The organism is Dyadobacter sp. 3J3 (assembly GCF_009801115.1).
In the GTDB taxonomy this organism is placed as follows: domain Bacteria; phylum Bacteroidota; class Bacteroidia; order Cytophagales; family Spirosomataceae; genus Dyadobacter.
In genome coordinates this window covers 134260-156211 of sequence record NZ_VTOL01000003.1, presented here as the reverse complement: position 1 = coordinate 156211, position 21952 = coordinate 134260, and the positions used below count along the sequence as shown (strand labels likewise).

20 protein-coding genes are annotated in these 21952 nt (G+C 39.8%); 13 read left to right on the top strand and 7 right to left on the bottom strand.

Annotation, left to right across the window (positions count from 1 at the left end; translation table 11 throughout):
- The first annotated feature begins 128 nt into the window (after positions 1-128).
- Complete coding sequence (locus FZF08_RS07610) at positions 129-3257, top strand: TonB-dependent receptor (RefSeq protein ID WP_159468045.1); 3129 nt, start codon at positions 129-131, stop codon at positions 3255-3257.
- Positions 3258-3274: 17 nt separating this feature from the next.
- Entirely contained in the window at positions 3275-4783 is a 1509-nt protein-coding gene (locus tag FZF08_RS07605; protein WP_159468044.1) for a RagB/SusD family nutrient uptake outer membrane protein, read from the top strand.
- Positions 4784-4878: 95 nt separating this feature from the next.
- Here FZF08_RS07605 and FZF08_RS07600 read toward each other — a convergent pair whose 3' ends face one another.
- Together FZF08_RS07600 and FZF08_RS07595 are read right to left on the bottom strand one after the other, a co-directional pair.
- On the bottom strand, positions 4879-5103 hold the full coding sequence (locus FZF08_RS07600) for a hypothetical protein (RefSeq protein ID WP_159468043.1): 225 nt from the start codon (positions 5101-5103) through the stop codon (positions 4879-4881).
- Positions 5104-5114: 11 nt separating this feature from the next.
- Entirely contained in the window at positions 5115-6032 is a 918-nt protein-coding gene (locus FZF08_RS07595; protein ID WP_159468042.1) for a hypothetical protein, read from the bottom strand.
- A 162-nt stretch (positions 6033-6194) separates the two neighbouring features.
- Between FZF08_RS07595 and FZF08_RS07590 the strand changes: the two genes are divergently transcribed.
- Positions 6195-7088 carry an AraC family transcriptional regulator gene (locus FZF08_RS07590; RefSeq protein WP_159468041.1) on the top strand — a complete coding sequence of 298 codons (894 nt, stop codon included), beginning with the start codon at positions 6195-6197 and terminating at the stop codon, positions 7086-7088.
- Between the two features lie 213 nt (positions 7089-7301).
- A complete protein-coding gene (locus tag FZF08_RS07585; RefSeq protein WP_310590586.1) occupies positions 7302-8303 on the top strand; it encodes an aldo/keto reductase in 1002 nt (333 codons plus the stop codon).
- A gap of 105 nt (positions 8304-8408) precedes the next feature.
- Here the strand turns inward: FZF08_RS07585 and FZF08_RS07580 are convergent, their stop codons facing one another.
- Together FZF08_RS07580 and FZF08_RS07575 are read right to left on the bottom strand one after the other, a co-directional pair.
- Positions 8409-8822 (bottom strand): ribonuclease inhibitor, encoded by a 414-nt coding sequence (locus FZF08_RS07580; RefSeq protein ID WP_159468039.1) that lies wholly within the window; start codon positions 8820-8822, stop codon positions 8409-8411.
- A complete protein-coding gene (locus tag FZF08_RS07575) occupies positions 8819-9271 on the bottom strand; it encodes a helix-hairpin-helix domain-containing protein (RefSeq protein ID WP_159468038.1) in 453 nt (150 codons plus the stop codon). The genes FZF08_RS07580 and FZF08_RS07575 overlap by 4 nt, the downstream gene beginning before the upstream one ends.
- A 295-nt stretch (positions 9272-9566) precedes the next feature.
- Between FZF08_RS07575 and FZF08_RS07570 the strand changes: the two genes are divergently transcribed.
- A complete protein-coding gene (locus tag FZF08_RS07570; protein ID WP_229216451.1) occupies positions 9567-10589 on the top strand; it encodes an SGNH/GDSL hydrolase family protein in 1023 nt (340 codons plus the stop codon).
- Between the two features lie 174 nt (positions 10590-10763).
- Here the strand turns inward: FZF08_RS07570 and FZF08_RS07565 are convergent, their stop codons facing one another.
- From FZF08_RS07565 to FZF08_RS07555, 3 genes are all read right to left on the bottom strand, one after another.
- The gene (locus FZF08_RS07565; RefSeq protein WP_159468037.1) at positions 10764-10946 is read right to left on the bottom strand and encodes a hypothetical protein; all 183 of its coding nucleotides are present in this window, start codon (positions 10944-10946) and stop codon (positions 10764-10766) included.
- Positions 10947-11084: 138 nt separating this feature from the next.
- A complete protein-coding gene (locus FZF08_RS07560) occupies positions 11085-12692 on the bottom strand; it encodes a MutS-related protein (protein WP_159468036.1) in 1608 nt (535 codons plus the stop codon).
- Between the two features lie 77 nt (positions 12693-12769).
- The gene (locus FZF08_RS07555) at positions 12770-12964 is read right to left on the bottom strand and encodes a hypothetical protein (RefSeq protein ID WP_159468035.1); all 195 of its coding nucleotides are present in this window, start codon (positions 12962-12964) and stop codon (positions 12770-12772) included.
- A gap of 231 nt (positions 12965-13195) precedes the next feature.
- Here FZF08_RS07555 and FZF08_RS07550 point away from each other — a divergent pair, with 231 nt between their 5' ends.
- The 8 genes from FZF08_RS07550 (at position 13196) to FZF08_RS07515 (ending at position 21945) form a co-directional block, all read left to right on the top strand.
- The gene (locus tag FZF08_RS07550) at positions 13196-13828 is read left to right on the top strand and encodes a hydrolase (RefSeq protein WP_159468034.1); all 633 of its coding nucleotides are present in this window, start codon (positions 13196-13198) and stop codon (positions 13826-13828) included.
- A gap of 45 nt (positions 13829-13873) precedes the next feature.
- Positions 13874-15268: an alginate export family protein gene (locus FZF08_RS07545; protein ID WP_229216450.1), complete on the top strand. Its 1395-nt coding sequence runs from the start codon at positions 13874-13876 to the stop codon at positions 15266-15268.
- A 46-nt stretch (positions 15269-15314) separates the two neighbouring features.
- Positions 15315-16040, top strand: a complete 726-nt coding sequence (locus FZF08_RS07540) for a M17 family peptidase N-terminal domain-containing protein (protein ID WP_159468033.1) — start codon at positions 15315-15317, stop codon at positions 16038-16040.
- A gap of 10 nt (positions 16041-16050) precedes the next feature.
- Positions 16051-17946: an amidohydrolase gene (locus FZF08_RS07535; RefSeq protein ID WP_159468032.1), complete on the top strand. Its 1896-nt coding sequence runs from the start codon at positions 16051-16053 to the stop codon at positions 17944-17946.
- 7 nt (positions 17947-17953) lie between these two features.
- On the top strand, positions 17954-18385 hold the full coding sequence (locus FZF08_RS07530) for a DoxX family protein (protein WP_159468031.1): 432 nt from the start codon (positions 17954-17956) through the stop codon (positions 18383-18385).
- Between the two features lie 13 nt (positions 18386-18398).
- Positions 18399-18872 carry a Dps family protein gene (locus tag FZF08_RS07525; protein ID WP_159468030.1) on the top strand — a complete coding sequence of 158 codons (474 nt, stop codon included), beginning with the start codon at positions 18399-18401 and terminating at the stop codon, positions 18870-18872.
- Between the two features lie 134 nt (positions 18873-19006).
- Positions 19007-19684, top strand: coding sequence for a YoaK family protein (locus FZF08_RS07520; RefSeq protein WP_159468029.1), 678 nt, complete (start codon positions 19007-19009; stop codon positions 19682-19684).
- 2 nt (positions 19685-19686) lie between these two features.
- The gene (locus tag FZF08_RS07515; RefSeq protein WP_159468028.1) at positions 19687-21945 is read left to right on the top strand and encodes a tetratricopeptide repeat protein; all 2259 of its coding nucleotides are present in this window, start codon (positions 19687-19689) and stop codon (positions 21943-21945) included.
- The last annotated feature ends 7 nt before the right edge of the window (positions 21946-21952 follow it).

The following is a 21952-nucleotide window of genomic DNA, read 5'->3' as shown; positions in this document are numbered from 1 at the left end:
ATTATCTTTCTGTTTTACTCTTTACTTACACAACTACATGAAAATACATATCCGCTCCCCGGCTTTATCTCAGCGTTTTCTTTAAATACATTTTGAAATAAATTCAACCGTCAACCTGTCTAAAAAATATGAAAAGTTGTGTACCGAGAACCGTCGTTCAGTCGGGAAAGATTATCAAAATAGTCTTACTGAACTTATTATTAGCAAGCAGTTTAGCAGCTTATGCCAGTAACGTTGTTCCGCCATTGGCAGAGAAAATTGTCAAAGGAAAAGTAATCGATGCAGCAAATAATTCTACCCTTCCGGGTGTGAATGTTGTTGTAAAAGGAACGAGCACAGGAACCTCAACCGATGCAGATGGTAATTTTACGATTTCTGTTCCTAATGAATCGTCAATCCTTGTTTTCAGTTTTGTAGGTTTTGTAAGCCAGGAAGTTCCGGTTGGTAATAAGACAACCTTGTCTGTTTCACTGACGTCTGATTCCAAAGCACTTAGTGAGGTGGTCGTCATTGGTTACGGAACGGTGAGGAAATCGGATTTGACCGGATCGGTTGCTACTATTAAAGGGGAGCAATTAATGGACAAGCCTGTTCCGAACGTTTCTCAGGCTTTGCAGGGAAAAATAGCGGGGGTTGAGGTAAGTGTAAACAGTAATGCACCGGGTGCTGCTGCAAAAGTTCGTGTGCGTGGTTTGGGATCTATTAACTCCAACATTGATCCGCTGTATGTAGTGGATGGAGTAATTGGTGTGGACGGAAACTCGATTAACCCGAATGATATCGCATCACTGGAAGTTTTGAAAGATGCCTCATCCACAGCGATTTACGGTGCTCGTGGCGCGAATGGTGTAATCATGATCACAACAAAACGCGGAAGAGTAGGCGGAACGAAAGTTTCTTACGACGGAAACGTGAATGTAAGTGATTTATACCGTCACGTGAAAACGCTGAACTCGGAGCAATTTGTTCAAACATACAATACAGCTTTTGCCAACGGGCAGAAATTTGATCCTGCGGGCGGTACCTGGGCACCAGCTGCTGCGTTGAATCATGCAAATTACCCAAAATTATTTGATGCCAACGACAAACCTTTATACAATACCAACTGGGAAAAAGAAGTATACAAACCTGCTACATCACACAATCATCAGTTGAATTTTCAGGGTGGGAATGAAAAGACTTTGTTCAGTGTATCGCTTGGTTATTTGAATCAAAAAGGTTTGATGGCGACCTCAGGTTTTGATCGTTTTTCTGCACGAATTACCATGGATAGCGATATCAACAAATGGCTTAAAGTGGGTGGAAGCCTTTCAGGTATCAAAAGCAAACAGCGGTTGGTTTCTGATAATAATGGCGGTTTGAACGTTCCACGTATGGTTTCAGAAGAAGTTCCTATAGTCCCGGTTAAATATCCGGACGGAACCTGGGGCGGTAATAACGACATCGCCGGACTCGAAGGTGGACCAAACCCTGTGAATATTGCTAATAACCGCTACACAATCAATAATACATTCCAGCTTCTTGGAAATAATTATCTGCTTTTCCACATTACGAAGGACCTGGATTTCAAGACGGATTTTGGGTATAATGTAAGCTCTCAGAAAAATAATTTCTTCTCTTCTCAAAACCTGCCTCACTTATCGGCGGATCAGGGCGGTGTAGCAAGTATCAGAAATTATAATAATACATACTGGCAGTCGGAAAACTACCTTACTTACAATAAAACAATCAATGCACGTCAGAGATTTACGGCTTTATTGGGAGCGTCCTGGCAGCAATACAATCAGGAAACAAACTATGTAGAAACTCAGAATTTCATTGATGATGTTTTCTCATGGCATACACTTGGTTCCGGATCTGTTAAAGCTTCTTCAACATCAGGTGATTACAAATGGGCGATGAACTCGTATTTCGCCCGTGTAACTTACAATCTTGACGAAAAGTATTTGTTCACAGCGACAGGCCGTTATGATGGTTCTTCCAAATTTGGTGCTAATAATAAATTTGCGTTTTTCCCATCTGTGGGTGGAGCATGGCGTGTATCCGAAGAGGGTTTTCTTAAAGGCAATAAGACTATTACCAACTTGAAAGTGCGTGCCAGTTACGGTATGTCGGGTAATCAGGAGATTGGACAGTACCAGTCGATTGCACAAATCCAGCCGGGAACTACGGTTTTAGGCGGCGCTCAACAATCTACATTGTTACCAAGTTACCTTGGAAATCCTAATTTGAAATGGGAGAAATCCTTACAATTTGATGCGGGTTTAGAATTGGGAATTCGTGAAAATATCAACCTTGTTGTAGATTATTACAACCGGACAACAAAGGATCTTTTACTTCAGGCTCCAATTCCGTGGTCGGCTGGTGAAACGAATGCGAACGTCTACCAAAACGTAGGATCGGTAAGAAACTCAGGTTTTGAAGTTGCTTTGAATACTACAAACATCCAGACGGATCATTTTACCTGGACAACGAACTTCATTTTTGCAGCTAATAAAAATAAAATTTTACAGCTCAACCATGGAAATGCTGACATTTTTCCTGGCCCAAATTTCCTGGGACAAACCAACATTTTACGTGTAGGTCAGCCAATAGGCTCATTATATGGTATGACGCGTTTGGGAACTTATGGTACAGATGAAGCGGATCTTGCTGCTGCGCACAATCTGAAACCGGGTGACAGAAAGTATATTTACAATGCGGATGGAAGTAATTATTACAGTATCATCGGTCGTACTACGCCAAAATGGACAGGTACTTTCAGTAGTACCGTAAAATACAAGGCGTGGGATTTCTCATTTGATATCCGTTTTGTTGAAGGATTAAACACAGCTGCAACCTTTAAACATTCTACGGAAGACAGACAGACGCTTGCAAACAGCCTTGCTACGGTTCTGGATGCATGGACTCCTACCCATCAGAACACGATGGTATCGCAGGTGCGTAACTACAAATTTGCGCAGGATTCACATTTTGATACCTGGTGGGTTGAAAACGGATCTTTTATCCGCGGACAAAATTTTACGCTGGGGTATTCCTTGCAGGATCCATTGTTGCAAAAGCTGAAACTGAGCCGTTTGCGTGTTTATGCCAGCGTGCAAAACCTTTTCGTAATTACTAAATACACAGGTTATGATCCTGAGGTAGATACGTTTAACTCTGGCTACGGAGCAAATAGTTCGTTTTCTCAAAACCTGGACTTTTTTGCAAATCCTCGCCCGCGTGTCTGGAACCTGGGTGCAACACTTACTTTTTAACCTGAAAATCAATAGACATGAAAGTGCTCAAACATATCCTATTAGCGGCCTCAATGTTATCATTAGGTTCGTGTAAAGATTTTTTAGAAGAAAAACCAACGGGATTTTTAACGCCTGACTCTGATGTGTCCAGTGTTAAAGTGGCCCGGGCTTATGCCAACGCTGGTTATGCCAATTTACAAGGATTCCTTGCAGGCCAGCCGTCTTCCTATGGCGGGAATACCTGGAATTTAATGGAATTTGTAACGGGAAAGGCTAACAGTGATTTAGGTCAAACCGGCTTCGTCAATTTTCAAAACCTGAGTTATAACAATACAGCGTTTTATATTGATACCTGGTGGCAACAAATGTATCAGGGAATTGGAGCATGTAACCTTGCTATACAAAGTATTCCGACAATTAATGCGGCCGGGCTTACCGCAGAACAAAAAACAAACATGCTGGCAGAAGCTCATACGCTGCGCGCGTTGTATTATTTTTATCTGGTAAGAATGTACGGTGCGGTACCAAGTGTGACAGAAGTGCCAAAGAATCTTGATCTGAACCTGCCCCGTACGGCTGCCAAGGATATTTACGACAAGATCATTATTCCTGATCTCCTTTTGGCAGAAAAATCGACTTTGCCATGGTCTGATAATACCGGAAAAGTTTCTATGGGTGCCGTGGAGTCAATATTGGCGGATGTTTACCTGACTTATGCAGGTGCAGCCATTAACGGCGGAGCGCCAAATTATGCTGAATCAGCGAAACGTTCATTGGCTGTTATCACCAATGGAGGTTACACTTTGTTCCCAAATTATACGGATATGATTTTGCCTGCTAATAAAAATATGGGTGAATTTATTTTCCAGGTGCAGTATGCTGCGAGTGTGCCGTCAACAAATCCTTTGACATCGCTTACGATTCCAAATTATTCTGGTATTTCTTTGTATGCGGATGAATATGGATCGGTTTATCCTACGCCTCAATTTATCAAATCGTTCCCTGCTGGGGATAAGCGTGTGGAGGAAAAACAATTTTTCTTTACTACTTATCCAAGTGCAAAAACGGGGCAGCCGGTGGTTTTCAGAAACACCTACATCTACAAATGGTTTGATGTTACTGCTGCAACGAGTACAATTAAGTCCGATCTTAACTACTCTTTGTACCGTTTGGCTGATGTTTATTTAATGTACGCCGAAGCTTCAAACCGTGCAGAAGGCGGGCCAAATAGCAAAGCGATTGATTTAGTAAATGCAATTCGCAAACGTGCTAACCTTGCCAATATCGGTACTCTAAGCCAGACAGATTTTGAGCATGAAGTATGGGCGCAGCGTTATTTCGAATTGTGTTTTGAAAACAAAATGTGGTTCGACATGATCCGCACCCGTAAAGTGCACAATGATATAACCGGGAACTGGGATGATTTCATTGGTCATAAAACAGTTTTCAATGCTACATTCCAGGAAAAGAATTTATTGTTTCCAATTCCAAAACAGGAATCAGATGTGAATCCAAACCTGTTACCGAATAATACAGGGTATTGATAAAAGATTATTTCTGATTTTATTATAATTCATTTATATAAAAAGCGGTCACACATTTTGTGCGACCGCTTTTTATATTGTAAGGACATTTATAATTAGATGTTAAAATCTTGCCGCAGTTGTTTAACCAGAGATACATCTACTTTGCAAAGACTAGCAATTTTTTGATTGTCAAAAGATGAATCTAATAATAGAGATTTTATTATTTCTGTTTTTATTTCTTTTCTTCCTTCTTTTCTACCTTCCTTTCTTCCCTCTTCTATTCCTTCCTCTCTTCCCTCTTCCCGACTAATCATCTTAATCGTTTCAATAATTCCCATAGCATGTTTGTTTAGAGATCAAGGTCTTGCCGCAATTGTTTAACCAGAGATACATCTACTTTGCAAAGACTAGCAATTTTTTGATTGTCAAAAGATGGATCCAATAATAGAGATTTTACCATTTCTGTTTTTATTTCCTCTCTTCCTTCCTCTCTTCCTTCTTCTCTGCCTTCCTCCCGAGTGATCATCTTAATCGTTTCAATAATTCCCATAGCATGTTTGTTTTTTGTCAATATATCGATTTCCTTATCAAATTTAATATTTATTTCCTGATTGTCAATGTGAAGGAACATTTTCAGAAAGTATAGAAAACGTCTGATCTGTTCGTTGTTATATTTCTTACTTTTTATTAATGCCTTAGCTATTGTAAGTCTTTGTTCACCAAGCTCTTGTTCCGGTATTTTATCTGCTGATAATGCTTTTTGTGCTGCCAGAATAATCAGGGCAAATGGATTTTCCATGCTTAAAAGCTGCTGTTCTGTATGATCCAGAATATAGTAAGCGTTGTATTTATATTGAATTTCTGTTCCTAAAAAGCTTTTGTAAAAATGGGTTGGCCGTTTTTGATTTTTACCTCCCGTAAAGACAGCAAGCGCAATAATGTCCGTTTCAAAACGATCATAAATCCGATACCAATATTGAAACATCCGAAAGGCAAAATTATCCGTGCCCTCACCCTGAATTTCAAGATGAATAAGAATCCATTCTTCCATACCGTTTTTGAGATACGCTTTCACCAGCATATCAACAAAACGGCTGCCGCCTTTTCTTTCCAATTCCGGAAAAAGTTCGTTTAATTCCTTATCCATGAATTCAAAGCCGCGGTCCAGATCAAAAAGAGAATCGGTCTCTTCAAAAAAGAAACGCAGTAAATCCGGGAAGGCTTCTTCAAAAGCACTTTTTAAAAGAATGTCATTTTTTCTTCTCATCGTATTGATACCTGTTTCGGGTTTCTGATACTAATACGGGTTTCGGAATTTTAGTCACTTAAAATGATTTTCTATTAGAGAACTTATATTGGCTAGGAAGATTGAGATGTAATTATATTTTTTTTCAGGTGTTATTTTTCTTTGATATGTTTAACTTCGTTGATGGAAGATCAGGATTTAATAGAAAAGTCGATACATAGTTTTCAACGTATTCAGGCAGAGCCAGCACAATTTCGGGTTGCTGCTATTGGAGAAAATAAGTGTAAGCTTACTTCTTACAACCGGCGGGATTTCTATAAAATCACACTTGTATTAAAAGGGAATAGTCAACTTCTATATGCTGACCGCGGTATTGAAATAAATAAACCAGCTCTGGTTTTTACAAATCCGTTGGTGCCTTATTCGTGGGAAAGTTCTGGCCAGGAAGCGTATGAAGAAGCTGGTTATTTCTGTGTGTTTTCAGATGATTTTTTACAAGCGGCGGGACGCATGGAAAGTCTCCAGGAATCTTCTTTATTCAAGGCCGGTGGAAATCCGGTTTACTTACTGGATCATGAACAGGTAAAATACATCAGCAGTTTATTTGTTCGGATGCGGTCAGAAATTGATAGTGAATATCATTTCAAATATGAACTGATTCGGAGCCAATTAACTCTGTTGATACATGAAGCGATAAAAATGCAGCCGGCCGTAGCTTATCCAGCACCTCAGAATGCAGCTTCGCGTATTACAAAGTTATTTCTTGGTTTACTCGAAAAACAATTTCCTGTTGATTCTCCACAACATCCTTTACAACTAAAAAAAGCAAGTGATTATGCTGATAAATTGACGGTACACGTAAATCACTTGAATGCTGCTGTGCATGAAATAACCGGAAAATCAACAACAACACATATCAATGAAAAGATTGTTGCCGAAGCCAAATCTTTATTAAAACATACCGACTGGAGTGTTGCAGAGATTGCTTTCAGCCTGGGTTTTGGGTATGCTTCCTATTTCAATAATTTCTTCAAAAAACATACGGGTGTTACACCTTCCGGAGTTCGAAATAATTAATTTACCATTTAACTAGGTTTCTCTGCTGATAAGTTTTGCTTAGAAATTCAATTCGTTGATTTTTATAATAAACACTTTGATTTCTTTAATCAGGTTAGAATTTGCAATTCTACCTTTGTTATGTTCTTCTGACATTCGGATCCACGGATCTTGTAATGGGAGCAGTTTTAAATGAATCACTTTGTAACATTAACTGAAAATCAAATGAGTACCATGAAGAGAATAAAGCTTGGCAGCCAGGGATTGGAAGTGTCTGCTGAGGGACTTGGTTGCATGGGCATGACGACCATAGCAGGTGGAGATATTTACGGTAAAGCGGATGAAAAGGAATCGATTGCCACCATTCACCGTGCGCTGGAACTTGGAATAAATTTCCTTGATACGGCAGATTTGTACGGTCCGTTGTTAAACGAACGTCTGGTTGCGAAAGCAATAAAAGGAAACAGGGATCAATATACTATTGCTACAAAATTTGGTTATGAAATAGATGATAGCGAGCAGTTGACCTGGGGATTCAACGGCTCTCCGGATTATGTAAAAAAAGCGGTTGACCGCTCATTGAAAAATTTGGGGACGGATTATATCGATCTGTATTACTTGCATCGTCTGGATCCAAATACGCCAATCGAAGAAACCGTAGGGGCGATGGCGGAACTGGTGAAATCGGGGAAAGTAAAATACATCGGGCTTTCCGAAGTTTCTGCTGAAACGATTAAAAAAGCGCATCAGATTCACCCGTTAACGGCCGTACAAACGGAGTATTCGTTATTTGAAAGAGAACCTGAGGCTAGTGGCGTTCTGGATACTTTGAAAGAACTTGGAATAGGATTTGTGGCTTATTCACCACTTGGAAGAGGATTTATTACAGGGGAAATTAAAAGTCCGGACGATTTTGCCGACAATGATTTCCGTAAAGGCATCCCAAGATATCAGGGAGAGAATTTCTATAAAAACCTTGATCTTCTAAAACAGATACAGGTTATAGCACAAAAAAAGGGAATCACTCCTTCTCAACTTGCATTGGCCTGGGTTATTTCAAACGGTATAGTTGCCATTCCCGGAACCAAGCGTATTAAATACATTGAAGAAAATGCGGCAGCAGCAAATGTATTATTAACAGAAGAAGAAAAAGCGCAATTGGAAGCGATCATTCCGGTTGGTGTGGCCGCAGGTACGCGGTATGACGCACAGCAAATGCAGTATGTAGGAGTTTAAATTTGCTGAATAAATAGTTAGGTTGGTAGAAAGTAATCATCAAAAGTAATACCATTTTGATGATTACTTTTTTTTCGAAATAAAGATAAATAGGTGTGATGCTAGCTAACCGTTTAATTTCAGTTCAATGTTTTTATGATCTCTGAAAATCTCGATGATAATATCACAAAGCGTCGGTCCGTTTCCATTTTTAATTTCTGCCAGCTTTTCCTGAAAGAGCATAACATTGTATGGATAACCCTTGTTTACCTTCATTTGGTAATTTTTTATCGTTTCTTCAAGCCCCAGATCTTTTTTACTTTTAGAGAAATTGTTCCATAAAACAATCACCTGCTCGCCTGGATCATATACGCCAAATCCTCCGTAAAGAATATCATTCAGAGCATCCAGGCTTTGTCCCAATTTCCAGTCGATATCTTTCATGAAAAGTTTATTCATTTCTTCATAAAAACTGGTCAGGTCTGAGAAATTATCGGCATTTATGATAATGATTTTCTTTTCATCTATCATTGGTGTCATGCTTTTTTAGGTCTGTTTTTTGGATAGCCATTTTCGAGCCTGGACTTTTTTCTTTCGTCAGTAAAATTCCACCACGTTTTTGTTAAGTCCTTTGTATTGGCATAATACACTGCCAGTCGAAATTGGTCTTCCACGCAAGGATCCGTCCGGAAACCTTTCTTTTGTTCATACTCGTCGGTAAGCGTTGCGCCATTTTTTTCTTTCAATTCGTCCAAAGAATAGTAACCCATAAAAACCAGGTCTTCCGCAAACTTTATCCCGATTGATGGAACAGTTTGAAATTCCACCAAAGCAAATATTTCTCTCGCACGGTCAAAGGATGCATTTAGTATTACTTCCAGTTCATCTACCGAATAGTTGATGATTTCGATGATTTTTACTTTGCTTTTTTTTAAGTTTTGCTTTTCAAAATCAGTGAGAGGAAGTTTTATGGGGGTCTTTGTTTTCATGATCTGCGAGGATTAGTTAAAATCCGGTTTTGCAATCGGTTTTATTTCAAATATACCAGTTTAGAGTTCGTAAGATTGGTATCAAGCTGTTCTTTATCTACAAATATTCGAGAAGTGTGTAATTGAAAGTTACGAATAACTTAGGCTGCCTTCTAATCTTCGGGACATATCAAAATGCAATCGTAGAAAAATACAACAATTTCAATAATTTACAGCTAAAAATAGCCTTAATTTCTATCTGGAACAATTATTGTAAAAGTAGAGTCTCAGCATAATCCAATATTTCTGCTACACAATGATCGAAAACCATTTTATTGAATCAGACTTTACAAATAAAGAAATTCTACTATCACGCAGACGGTTTTTTCGCAATTCCGGGACGGCTTTTTTGGCAACAGCACTTTTATCGTCATGCAACGTAATAGATGATATTTTCCCTAAAAGTGGTAAGGCTGAGGACCGTGACAAAACCCTGGCATTTTTTGGAGATAGCCTCACGATTGGTGCCGGTGGTACGGCGCCATATGGAAACATTGTTGGAGCGGCTCTGGACTTACGGCCTGTTTTTAGTGAGGGAATTGTCGGGCAGAATGCCTCACGCATTGCGGTTCGGCAGGGTGGTGTTCCACTAAAATTATCTGTCGAAGGTAATAAATTGAATGGTATACAGCCGGTTAAGATAACTAAACTGAGTAATTTATTTTTGTCAACACCCTCAAATGGTGATGAATATGGTAGAACAGGCACTGTTAACGGGGTGCGGTGCACGATAAGAAGGAAAGCTGTGACAGGTCAGGACGACGTGTATACGATTACTCCTACGACGGTCAGTGTGATCGATGTTCCGGCGGATTCAGAATTTTTGCTGGAAGATGCGGCTCGGCTTAAAACGGCAACACAGATTTTATGGTATGGGCGGAATAATATTGGTGAAACAGACGCCGAGAAAGAAATTCTCTCCGCACTGGTTAGCTCAATCGCTTATATGACAGCGCCTGCAAGATATATTATTCTGGGAGTGCTAATAGCTGCAAGTGAAAATAAGGGAACTGAAAATTTTAATCAAACAGCTGCTATTAATGCTGCACTTGCAGCAAAATATGGAGATTTATTTGTAGAAATGACGCCACCGACCGACGCTGAAATGTCTGCGATTGGCTACACTCCGACAGCAGATGATCTGGTTGATCTTGAAAAAATGAATTTCCCAAGAGGGATGAGAATGGATATTATCAACGACGATATTCACCTGAATGACAAAGGATATCTCATTGTTGCCAACCGTGTTATTGACAAATTAAAGGCTCTTAAATATTGATTTGTAGTGATTTTGAACTTACCATAAACTGATAAACCTTTTTTAAAAGAGAGCAGTTTGGATAGTTGGTTTTAGCTAGGGAATGCAGCATCATTTCCAGCCAAGACCGATTCCTCCCCATAATTTGAATTTTCTGTTTGAGAAAAATGTAAGGTGAAATTTTAAAATATAAATTCATTTATATTTAACAACATGCAATCTTACACCGGAAGCACCGGCTGGGACAAAATTGGATTTTTCATAAAGTCGTCTTGAAAAGTTACCCGAATAGGCATTAAGTATTGAAGTAGCAATCCCAGTTTCAAGGTAACCTGCCAGATACGGAAGCAGGTTTGCAAATATTCTATAATTTCTCATGCCATTCTCTGAAAGATAATATTACAGGGAGGCATTTAAATATTTTAAAATACAAAACCCGGCCCAGGATTCCCTCTAAATCTAGTTGAGTTTACGAGTGATTTTGTTGTATGGAATAAAAATTAAATTACTTATGATCTATTGACCGTCGCCAAATTTATACTTAAAAATCTTACCTGCCAGTTGCTTAGCCTCTCTTATTACTTCGCCGGGATAAGCATTTAATTCTAAAATCCTTATGGCATTCGTATTAGTTAAATTTCCTGGTTTGATTTTATAATCAAATACAATGGTACCGTTCCAAACGACCTCGGTGAAATGAAACATGGCGTAGCCATCTTTTAATAATTCAGTCAGTTCCAGGTCGTGTGTGGCTATAATAGCTATGTTGTTTCCCTTGTTTAAGTAGGTTAAAACCGCTTTGCCGGATGCGATTCGTTCAACGGTATTTGTTCCTTTAAACAATTCATCGAGTAAGAATAAATTTGCAAAACCCGAGTCACTTTCTTCCAGCAATGCTTTCACAGTGAGCACTTCCTCAAAATAATAACTTTTGTCGTTTAACAGGTCATCCGAAATTCGGATTGCGGAGTGAATTTTAAGTATCGGTGTTGCAAATTCCTTTGAAAAACAGGTATTTACAGTTTGGGCAGTAATTGTATTAATACCGATCGTGCGAATGAATGTCGTTTTGCCGGACATATTGGATCCGGTTAACAAGGCTGATATACCGTTTAAATCTATCGAATTGGATACGGATTCGTAGATTAGCGGATGATAAATTTCTTCTGCCGTTACTTGTTTTTTATCCGCTGTAATTGTTGGAAAACAAAAATAAGGTAAGTCTTCACGAAGGAAACGGATTGACATAGCTGCGTCTATTTCTCCCACATATTCATAAACCTGTTGTATCTGCACCCTTTTTAAGTCAAGTTCTTTCAATACATTATAAAGCACCAGGGGTTCCACCAGAAATAATGCTTTTACTAATTCTACCAAATATTCCACCGCCTGTCCAATCTCACTTTGTAGTTTTACTTCCAGTTTGAAAATTGACATTTGAAACCCCAGACTATCAATTGCCTTGATAGAATCAGATATGCCGGGATATTGATCTTTCAATTCTTTGCAGGTGATAATTTTTTTTGCTGCCTGGTTCAATTTCAATAATTGAGGAATTGAACTGCTGTACTGATATAGATTAATTTTATTCCAATAATGAAATCCGAAATTGACTGCCAGCAGTAGCATCAGCAGTATAAGAATCTTTGGAACAACAATCGATACTAAAACAGAAGACAGACTTAAAAAAGAAAGGACTGGAATGATCCAAAACCATTTTGGTTTTTGAATATGGTTTTCCAGAAAAAGGGATGCAATGTAATACGCATTCCTATTGTTTAGAGATGAAATTTCAAGCAAAACAGTGTCACAAATATCCGGATTTTCTTTTAAAATCTGAATAATCTTTTCAAACTTATCGGTTCTGTTTTTATTGCGTGGAATAGTTCTTAATACTTGATAAAGAAACTGTTGTCCTACTTTTGAAGTCGTTCGATCCATAAACATGAATACTTCATTCATGTCCAGATCTTGAAAAGTACGGTCTGAAATAATCTGGTGAAAATCCTTTTTGTCACTCGAAAGAAAAAAGCGCTCAATTTTATTAAAGTCAAAATTTTCTTGTTTTATCTTACCGGAACTGGCTTTTAAATGAGCAAGCAGTTTCTTTTTTGAAATGAACATTTAGATGATTTATGTGCTTTCACAGTGAAGAAGTATCCCGATAACAATGTCCGATTTCTTATTGTAGTCAAACCAGTTTATTCATAACCCTTTATTTTTGCTAAACTTCGTACGGACATCCAGTACAAAACAACAGAAAGTGGCACTAAAAGCAATAAACTGGTTGTAACGAACTTCGCCATTAAACAGGTCAATATGGCAACGATCCAGATACTGAATAAATATTTTGACCAGGGAAGTTTTGACATGGCTAATGTTTGAACTATTGACATGAATGATATAAAAATAGTAGAATTATTGTAGAATTTCAAGTCAGATTTAAACTTTAATTTGTTGAATGCAGATTGGAGTATCGTCTCCATATCTCGTAATGGAATCATAAAATTACGACATTTCGTAATTTTATTTTGTCTACTATTCAATATAGTCATCAGATTATCAATGATTTATGGTGATGGCATTTAAATTGTTATTCTGGTATATAAATATTTAAAAATGAATATATGAAACCATCTCCAAATTTACTCTCTCCGGAAAATCACGCGTTGATCCTTATTGATTTTGAAGGGCAGATGGCGTTTGCGACACACAGTATTGGCATGAGTGAGCTAAGAACCAATGTTGCTATCGTGGCAGGTGCGTCTAAAATTTTTAACGTTCCTACCATTGTTACTACGGTTGCGGAAGAAAGTTTTTCGGGCCCGGTTTTCCCGGAAGTTGAAGAATTTTATCCAATGGCAACTTCCGGTTATATTGACAGGACGAGCATGAACACCTGGGAAGATGAAGCGGCTTATAATGCCATTGTTGGTACTGGAAAACAGAAACTGGTTCTGGCGGGTTTATGGACAGGAGTGTGTATAGTTGGTCCTGCATTATCTGCTTTGACAGAAGGATATGAAGTTTTTGTGATAACCGACGCTTGCGGTGACGTTTCCGTTGAGGCCCACGAGCGTGCTGTTCAACGTATGGTGCATGCAGGCGTAAAACCAGTTACTTCGGTTCAATATCTTCTGGAGTTGCAGCGCGACTGGGCAAGGCAAGAAACCTATGTCGCTGTAACTGACCTGATGAAAAAATATGGTGGTTCCTATGGCTTGGGCATTCATTATGCCCACAATATGCTGAAACATTAACATTGTACTATTGGCGGAGAAGCCCGCAGCTTTATCAGATATACCTTGAATGCTAAACGGATTTTATTTTCGGGACCAGGTTATACTGCTTTGCTTTTGCTTTGGAGCTTAATCCGTGAGCCCTTACATGCGCAGACGTTTAAGCTTATGCGTTACGATGAAAATTATAAATCGTGGCGTGATTCAACGACCAATTTTTATAATCGTATCAAATACATTCCGATTTCATCGGACAAAAATGTATATGTTTCCTTTGGGGGAGAAGCGCGGTTGGAGGCAGTAAATTTCAACAATGAAGATTGGGGCAGACTGGGTATTGGTCATAATGATTTTTTATTGCAGCGTTACGACTTTCATGCAGATATGCACCTGAGCGAAAGAATCAGAATTTTTGGCCAGTTGAGAAGTGCTTTACAAGGCGGGCGAAAAAATGGTCCGCGACCTATTGATGAAGATCAGCTCAACATCCAGAACCTGTTTTTAGATTTTAAAATATGGAATGATCAAAAACAAACTTTGACATTACGGGCAGGTCGCCAGGAAATTGATTATGGTTCCGGGCGGCTGATCTCGGTACGCGAAGGTCCGAATGCGCGGTTGTACTTTACAGGAGCCAAACTGATGTATAGTTCTGAAAGACTGTTTTTAGATGGATTTGTTATGATGGCTGATACCACATACACCGGTGTTTTTGATAACAAAACAGTAAAACAGGCCAACTTATGGGGCGCTTATTCTAAAATAATCATCCCGAAAGCGGGAAATGCAGATCTTTATTATCTCGGAATCGGAAGAGACCAATCCGTTTTTGAAGAAGGCCATGAAAAGGAATTACGGCATACTGTGGGCGGACGGCTTTGGAAATACGGTGGTGGATTTATTTATAATCTGGAAGCGGCCTATCAATTTGGCAAATTCGGAAGTGGAAATATCCGGGCATGGACAGGCTCCCTGGATATCGGATATTTATTCGAAAATATTAAATTCAAGCCCAGTATCAATCTTCGCAACGACTATATTTCCGGTGATAGAAACGCGGGTGACGGGAAATTAGAAACCTTCAATCCATTGTATCCTAAGGGCGGCTATTTTGGATTTAGCCCGCAGATCGGGCCGGTGAACCTGATTGATATACACCCGTACGGAACCTTGGCGCTGCTAGCGAACCTGAACCTGCAGCTTGATGTGGTTTTTAACTGGCGTTACTCGCTCAATGATGGTATTTACAGGCCAAGTGCTTCTTTGAATCTGGCGGGTTCGGGTTCTGAAAAAAGATATATCGGAACAGCTTATCTGGCCAGTCTGGTTTACGGTTTCAACAAGTTTATTTCAATGAATACAGGTATCCAGTATTTCAAAACGGGTGGTTTTATTGATGATATCATTTCAGAATCCAAAGATGGTCTATTTATCAATACCCGTGCCGTTTTTAAATTTTAATGTAGGCTTTCAGCAAACTTTAATCTTTTTCTAAATCTATTTCAAGATGAAACGACAATTTGTTTTAATCTGTTTCCTGGCGGTCATGTTATTTTCGCCCGTTTTCGCACAGGAAAGGACTTCCGAAAAACAAGCCACAACGCCGGTTGGAACTTCCATGATCTGGGGAACTGTGGATGGTGTTCAGGTTGAAGGCATGGTACAAGGGCCTTCAACGGAAGTAACACCATTACAAATCGCATGCGTTTTTGAATATACCGAAGGTGATATTTTTAACTCACCTCCTGCTTTACCCGCCGCAGTAAACGGCTTGGTTCATCTGGATCATGACCTGAAAGGGATTATTACGGATCTGCGTAAAAACGGATATTTTACAGGCCACGCTTTTGAAACACTACTCATAACGCCACCTGCGGGCTCTGTTTCAGCCAAACAAGTTTTGTTGATCGGCCTTGGTGACAGGAATAAATTCAGTGCGGATCTGATGACTTCGGTCGGTGCCGTTGCCATGCGCGAAGCTTTAAAATTGGGTGTAAAAAGCTATGCATTTGCCAGTGATCTGAAAGACGCAGGAGTTGATTCGCCCACAGCACTGGTTGCGGCCAATGTGGTGAAAGGATCGTTTGAGGCTTACCGTACACAGACATATCTGAAAAGCAAAAAAATGGCAAACTATAAACCGCTTACAAAAATTACATTGCTGGCGGGACCCGCCTTTTACACCATTGCCGGTGATGGGATCAAGGAAGCTATTGCCTCATTCAAAAATTAAATACTGCACTATGAAAGCTGACCTTGTACTGTACAACGGTAAAATACATACGATTGAAAATAATATGCCCGGCATAACCGCCGTTGCGATTCAAGACGGGAAATTTATTGCTGTCGGAAGCGACAGCGAAATTATGCTTTATATTTCAGAAGGTACCAAAAGTATTGACTTGAAAAAGAAACGCGTAATTCCCGGTATCAATGATTCACACATTCACCTGATCCGTGGCGGACTGAATTACAATCTGGAACTTCGGTGGGACGGCGTTCCTTCGCTGGCTGATGCGTTGAGAATGCTTAAAGAGCAGGTTTACAGGACGCCTTCGCCGCAATGGGTACGTGTGGTTGGAGGCTGGTACGAATTCCAGTTTGCCGAAAGACGCCTGCCAACGTTGGATGAAATCAATGCGATTGCACCGGAAACACCAGTGTTTATTCTCCATTTGTACGACAGGGCTTTGCTCAACCGGGCGGCATTGAAAGCGGTAGGATTTACCAGGGATACGCCTGCACCCGCTGGCGGACAGATTCAAAGGGATGCAAGCGGTGAGCCGACCGGACTGATCATTGCTACACCCAATGCCATGATTTTGTATTCAACACTGGCAAAGGGGCCCCGGCTTTCTCTGGAACACCAGATCAATTCAACACGTCATTTTATGACTGAATTGAATCGATTTGGTATCACAAGCGTGATTGATGCAGGTGGTGGTTTTCAGACTTTTCCGGAGGATTATCAGGTTGTAAGTGAACTAAATGAGAATAAGCAACTTACAGTTCGCATTGCCTATAATTTGTTTACACAGCGTCCGAAACATGAACTGGAAGATTTCGATAACTGGACAAATACCGTAAAGCCTCACCAGGGCGATGACATGTACCGGCACAATGGGGCAGGGGAGATGCTGGTTTTTTCGGCTGCCGATTTTGAGAATTTTTTGGAGCCCCGTCCCCATCTGCATGAAAACATGGAAAATGAACTTGAAAAGGTTGTCAGGCATTTGGTTGAAAAGCGCTGGCCGTTTCGTATGCATGCCACTTATAATGAAAGTATTACCCGGTTTTTAAATGTTTTTGAAAGAGTAAACCGAGAAATTCCATTCAATGGCTTGCACTGGATATTCGATCATGCCGAAACGATTGACGAACGTAATATCGATCGGGTAAAAGCATTAGGTGGCGGCATTGCGATACAAAGCAGAATGGCCTACCAGGGAGAATATTTCGCGGATCGTTATGGTGAGGCGGCAGCACAACATACCCCGCCGGTCAAGCGAATGCTCGAAATGGGAGTACCTGTTGGAGGTGGTTCTGACGCTACCCGCGTTAGCAGTTACAATCCATGGGTTTCCATGTATTGGCTTTCGGCCGGACGGACCGTTGGCGGGTTGCAATTGTATAATGAACAAACACGTCTGAGCCGTGAAACGGCACTGGAACTTTACACTAAAGGTGGTGCATGGTTTTCAAGCGAGCAGGGTAAAAAGGGCGATATCAAAGTGGGGATGCTGGCGGATCTCGCTGTATTGGATCAGGATTATTTTATGGTTGATGAAGAAAGTATAAAAAGCCTTGAATCTGTCCTGACGATTGTTGGTGGCAGAATTGTTTATGCAAAAGATGATTTTTCTTCTTTCTCACCAGAACCAATTCCCATCCTTCCCGACTGGTCTCCTACAAAAATTTACAATGGATTTTACGCAGAAAAAAGTCATGGAAAGAAAAATTCGGGTAATATTTTAAAAGCAAATTCAGGGGATTTCGAAATATCAAGCGCTATTCATTGCTGCACCGGAAGTTGTGATATGCATGGACATAATCATGACAAAGCGAGGCTTAGCAATGTACCGGTGAATAATTATACGGCTTTCTGGGGTGCATTAGGCTGTTCCTGTTTTGCATTTTAAAATGAACATGGAAATAATAAACCATATCCTTTACTCCAATGCAGGAAGTACCGTGAACAACCTGGCATTAATGGTTTTTAGGATTCTCTTATCCATTGAGCTTTTCAGGGTGCATGGAATGAAAAAGTTCAAAGTAGAAAACGGACAAAAAGAGCGCGTTCCTAATCCACTGCATTTGACCGAAAGGCTGAACGGATTGGTGGCAACTTTTTCCGATACGGCCGTACCTTTTCTTGTCATTTTTGGATTGGGGACCAGGTTGGCCGTTCTGCCTACAATTGGCGTTACGGCGATTGGCTATTTCGTGGTGCATCGAAACGATTCGGTGGAAGTCAGGGATGTTCCTTACCTGTATACTTTGTGTTTTTTATTTTTACTGGCCATAGGGCCAGGTACTTATTCTATTGATCATTACCTTTTTACTATTTTATTTAACTAAATTATACCCAAATATGGAAGCTAAAATTGGCATTAAACCGGATCAATTGTCGGCAGTTGCGCATTCGCTCAACAACATACTCGCCGACGAATTTGTATTGTATACCAAAACAAGAAAAGCGCACTGGAATGTTGAAGGACCTGATTTTTACAACAAGCATAAATTCTTTGAAGAGCAGTATATCCAATTAGAAAAAATTACCGACGATGTTGCCGAACGTATCCGCACACTCGGACATTATGCACCGGCCACTTTAAAGGAATTTTTAGAGCTTACGCATTTGTCGGAGCATTCCAGAGAGCCAAACAATAGTATGGGTTTCATTAAAGATTTGCTTGCCGATCATGAAAGTATACTGATACATTTGCGTGAAAATATCAATGGGTACGGCGTTGCATTGCACGATATGGGCAGCAGCGATTTTATAACCGGCCTTATGGAAACGCATGAAAAAATGGCCTGGATGTTAAGGGCACATTTAGCCTGAAATTTAATAGTATATAATGGTGGAAAAATTAGCATCTACTATTTATCTATTAAACTTATTTGCAATTAGATAGTTATTAAGCAAATCACTTAAAGCGGTCCGCCGCGCAGCTTATTGCCAACTGCTACTTAATTATGGAACAGCAAAAGAATATCTGGTATGTGACCCTGCTTCTTTCATCAGTTGCCGGATTTTGTGATACTGCCACTTTCGTCGCTGCGGATTCGATTTTTTCAGCCCATGTCACAGGTAACTTTATTGTTTTTGCCTATCAGATGGTGAAAGGATCCGATGCCCAGGCGTGGGTGAAATTACTTACATTTCCGGTATTTGTCATCTCAGTCATGGTGGGCGGCTGGATGGCAACAAGGGTGAAAAATCGATATACATTACTTTTTACCGAAGGACTGATATTGATCACCGCAGGCATTTTATTTGTGGTCTTAACACGTTTGGGATTCATGGTATTATATTCCTGGCTGCTTTATTTATTGGCTATGGTTGTCGTTTTTGCCATGGGAATTCAAAATGCGTTTGGTAAATTGTATGCAAAAGAAACCCACGGCCCAACCACCATGATGACCGGGAATGTAACACAAGCTTCTCTGGATCTGGGTACTTTGCTAACGAGTGGATTTAAAAATGAAATTATTTCGCTGAGCTTTAAAAAGCAGCTTGATACCATTTCAGGGTTTTTGATCGGCTGCCTTTTGGGCGCTTTAATGGGTAAAGAATTTGGGCTGGCGTGTATTATTTTACCGGGCTTAGGCATGGTGATATGTTATATTTTTACCAAAAGTTCAAATGAATAAATATGTTCAGCCTTAAATCCTCTCTGATTTTATTATTGAAGCCAGTGCTTTTTACGGCACTGGCTTTGATGCAGACGGTGTTTGTGTTTGCACAGACTCAAAACGATGGCGAGTTGATTAAATCAAAACTGGCTAATAGTGAAGCTGATATCAATCGGGCAGACTTGTTGATAGATCTTGGTACGTACTATCTCATTAAATTAGGTGAACTTAAAACAGATATGGACAGTGCCATGCTTCTGAAACAGCAGGCTTTGGTACTGAGTAAGAAACTAAATTATACCAGAGGAATTGCCAAAAGTATGCTGTTGGAGGGTAAGATATATCATGAAAAGGGTGATGAAAAGAGATCGCTGGTGATACTGCGGAAGACTATTAATTATTGTAATTTTTACCATTTGTATGAACAGATTGGAGAAGTCTACAGGGAAATGGGCTTTCACCTCAGCAATGATGATTTTAATATCGAAAAAAAGATTTCTTATCATAAAAAAGCCGCTGAATATTTTGAAAAGGCCTCCTCAAAAATGCTTTTGGCAAGATCGCTTGAAATGCTGGGGGATTTATATCAGTATAAGGATGATTACGACACAGCTATTCCATTTTTAAAACGATCAATAGCCATTTCTGATTCCATAGGAGACAAAGATACACAGGGCGTTTATAACCTGCTGGGCTATATTTATTATTACAAACAGAACAATTTCAATGCTTTAAAAAACCTTCAGATTGCTGTGAAAATAGCGCAGCGGCAGAAGGACCACTCTTTAATGCTGGCTGTTATTTACATACGGCTGGCATCTGTTTATGTGCAAATGCAACAATATGATAACGCTATTATTGCTTACGGAAAGGGACTGGAAGTTGCTGAAATGAACCATGACGCAAATGCAGTCAATGAAATTCGACTTGGGACTATCACGACATTGCGAAATATGAAAAAATATAAGCAGGCTCTGGCCATGCTTAAAAGTGTGGTTATTCAGTATCCGGACAGGAACTTAAGAAGAATAATGGCATATGAATTTTGTAACATTTATCTGGATCTTGAAAGGTATAAGGATGTCAGGAAGTATGTTGATACGTTGCATTTATTGACCAAAGAGTTTCCAGATGACAAGATCATATGGCTATCATTTAATATTGTATCTTTAAAATATCATTTTTTTACCCGACAGTTTAAATCGGCAGACCTTCCGCTTTACAGTAGAGATGCTGCTGAAAAAATGAAAATAAATATATCAGTTTTGATTCAATATGAGCTGTACTGGTCAAAAATTGACTCTGCCCTGGGAAATGACCCTTCGTCCCTTAAACACTACAAAATTTATAAAACGCTGAATGATTCCATTGTTAACCAAAGGAATTCCAAACAAATGTCCGAACTTCAGTTGCAATATGACACAGAGAACAAGGATCAGAATATCCGCCTTCTGACACAGCAAAGTCAGCTGCAAAAAACAGAAATTCATAACCAGGAAATTATCCGGAATGTATTTATAGGGGGGGTGCTGGTATTGCTCGTTTTCTCAGGATTGATGTATAGCCGTTACCTTTTAAAGCAACGCGCCAATGAAAAGCTGGCGATCAAACAGGAAGAGATTAACGGGCAAAATGTTATCCTGCAAAAGCTGCTGGATGAAAAAGAATGGCTTCTGAAAGAAATCCATCATCGTGTGAAAAATAATTTACAGATTGTGATCAGCCTTCTGAATTCGCAATCTGCTTTTCTTGAAAATGAAGATGCACTAGCAGCGATTCAAAATAGCCAGCACCGTATGCATGCGATGTCTCTCATTCATCAAAAATTATATCAGTCCGAAAACATGGGAAATATTGATATGCATTGGTATATCCATGAACTGGTAAATTATATGCGGGAGAGTTTTAATACCGATAGGAAGATCAGCTTTACGCTCGATGTAAATCCGGTTGATCTGGATGTGGCACAGGCCGTTCCGCTAGGGCTGATACTGAATGAGGCAATTACCAATTCGATCAAATATGCCTTTCCGGAAAATAGTAAAGGCAAAGTATCTATTTCCTTAAAACAGACAAATGAGGCTGTTTGTGTTTTGGATATTGCGGACAATGGCATTGGCCTTCCCGCGGGTTTTGATTTGAATACAATTGAGTCATTGGGTATGAGCCTGATGCAGGGATTGAGTGAGCAGCTTGACGGCAGTCTGTTGGTTAATAGTGATGCAGGTTTGATTTTAACAATTACTTTCAAAAAGAACAGGCAGCTTGTTACCGACTGATTATTAA

Bases quoted from the DNA above. Each gene is read 5' to 3' on its own strand.
- FZF08_RS07610 (WP_159468045.1), top strand. From the start codon at position 129: ATGAAAAGTTGTGTACCGAGAACCGTCGTTCAGTCGGGAAAGATTATC.
- FZF08_RS07605 (WP_159468044.1), top strand. From the start codon at position 3,275: ATGAAAGTGCTCAAACATATCCTATTAGCGGCCTCAATGTTATCATTA.
- FZF08_RS07600 (WP_159468043.1), bottom strand. From the start codon at position 5,103: ATGGGAATTATTGAAACGATTAAGATGATTAGTCGGGAAGAGGGAAGA.
- FZF08_RS07595 (WP_159468042.1), bottom strand. From the start codon at position 6,032: ATGAGAAGAAAAAATGACATTCTTTTAAAAAGTGCTTTTGAAGAAGCC.
- FZF08_RS07590 (WP_159468041.1), top strand. From the start codon at position 6,195: ATGGAAGATCAGGATTTAATAGAAAAGTCGATACATAGTTTTCAACGT.
- FZF08_RS07585 (WP_310590586.1), top strand. From the start codon at position 7,302: ATGAAGAGAATAAAGCTTGGCAGCCAGGGATTGGAAGTGTCTGCTGAG.
- FZF08_RS07580 (WP_159468039.1), bottom strand. From the start codon at position 8,822: ATGACACCAATGATAGATGAAAAGAAAATCATTATCATAAATGCCGAT.
- FZF08_RS07575 (WP_159468038.1), bottom strand. From the start codon at position 9,271: ATGAAAACAAAGACCCCCATAAAACTTCCTCTCACTGATTTTGAAAAG.
- FZF08_RS07570 (WP_229216451.1), top strand. From the start codon at position 9,567: ATGATCGAAAACCATTTTATTGAATCAGACTTTACAAATAAAGAAATT.
- FZF08_RS07565 (WP_159468037.1), bottom strand. From the start codon at position 10,946: ATGAGAAATTATAGAATATTTGCAAACCTGCTTCCGTATCTGGCAGGT.
- FZF08_RS07560 (WP_159468036.1), bottom strand. From the start codon at position 12,692: ATGTTCATTTCAAAAAAGAAACTGCTTGCTCATTTAAAAGCCAGTTCC.
- FZF08_RS07555 (WP_159468035.1), bottom strand. From the start codon at position 12,964: ATGTCAATAGTTCAAACATTAGCCATGTCAAAACTTCCCTGGTCAAAA.
- FZF08_RS07550 (WP_159468034.1), top strand. From the start codon at position 13,196: ATGAAACCATCTCCAAATTTACTCTCTCCGGAAAATCACGCGTTGATC.
- FZF08_RS07540 (WP_159468033.1), top strand. From the start codon at position 15,315: ATGAAACGACAATTTGTTTTAATCTGTTTCCTGGCGGTCATGTTATTT.
- FZF08_RS07535 (WP_159468032.1), top strand. From the start codon at position 16,051: ATGAAAGCTGACCTTGTACTGTACAACGGTAAAATACATACGATTGAA.
- FZF08_RS07530 (WP_159468031.1), top strand. From the start codon at position 17,954: ATGGAAATAATAAACCATATCCTTTACTCCAATGCAGGAAGTACCGTG.
- FZF08_RS07525 (WP_159468030.1), top strand. From the start codon at position 18,399: ATGGAAGCTAAAATTGGCATTAAACCGGATCAATTGTCGGCAGTTGCG.
- FZF08_RS07520 (WP_159468029.1), top strand. From the start codon at position 19,007: ATGGAACAGCAAAAGAATATCTGGTATGTGACCCTGCTTCTTTCATCA.
- FZF08_RS07515 (WP_159468028.1), top strand. From the start codon at position 19,687: ATGTTCAGCCTTAAATCCTCTCTGATTTTATTATTGAAGCCAGTGCTT.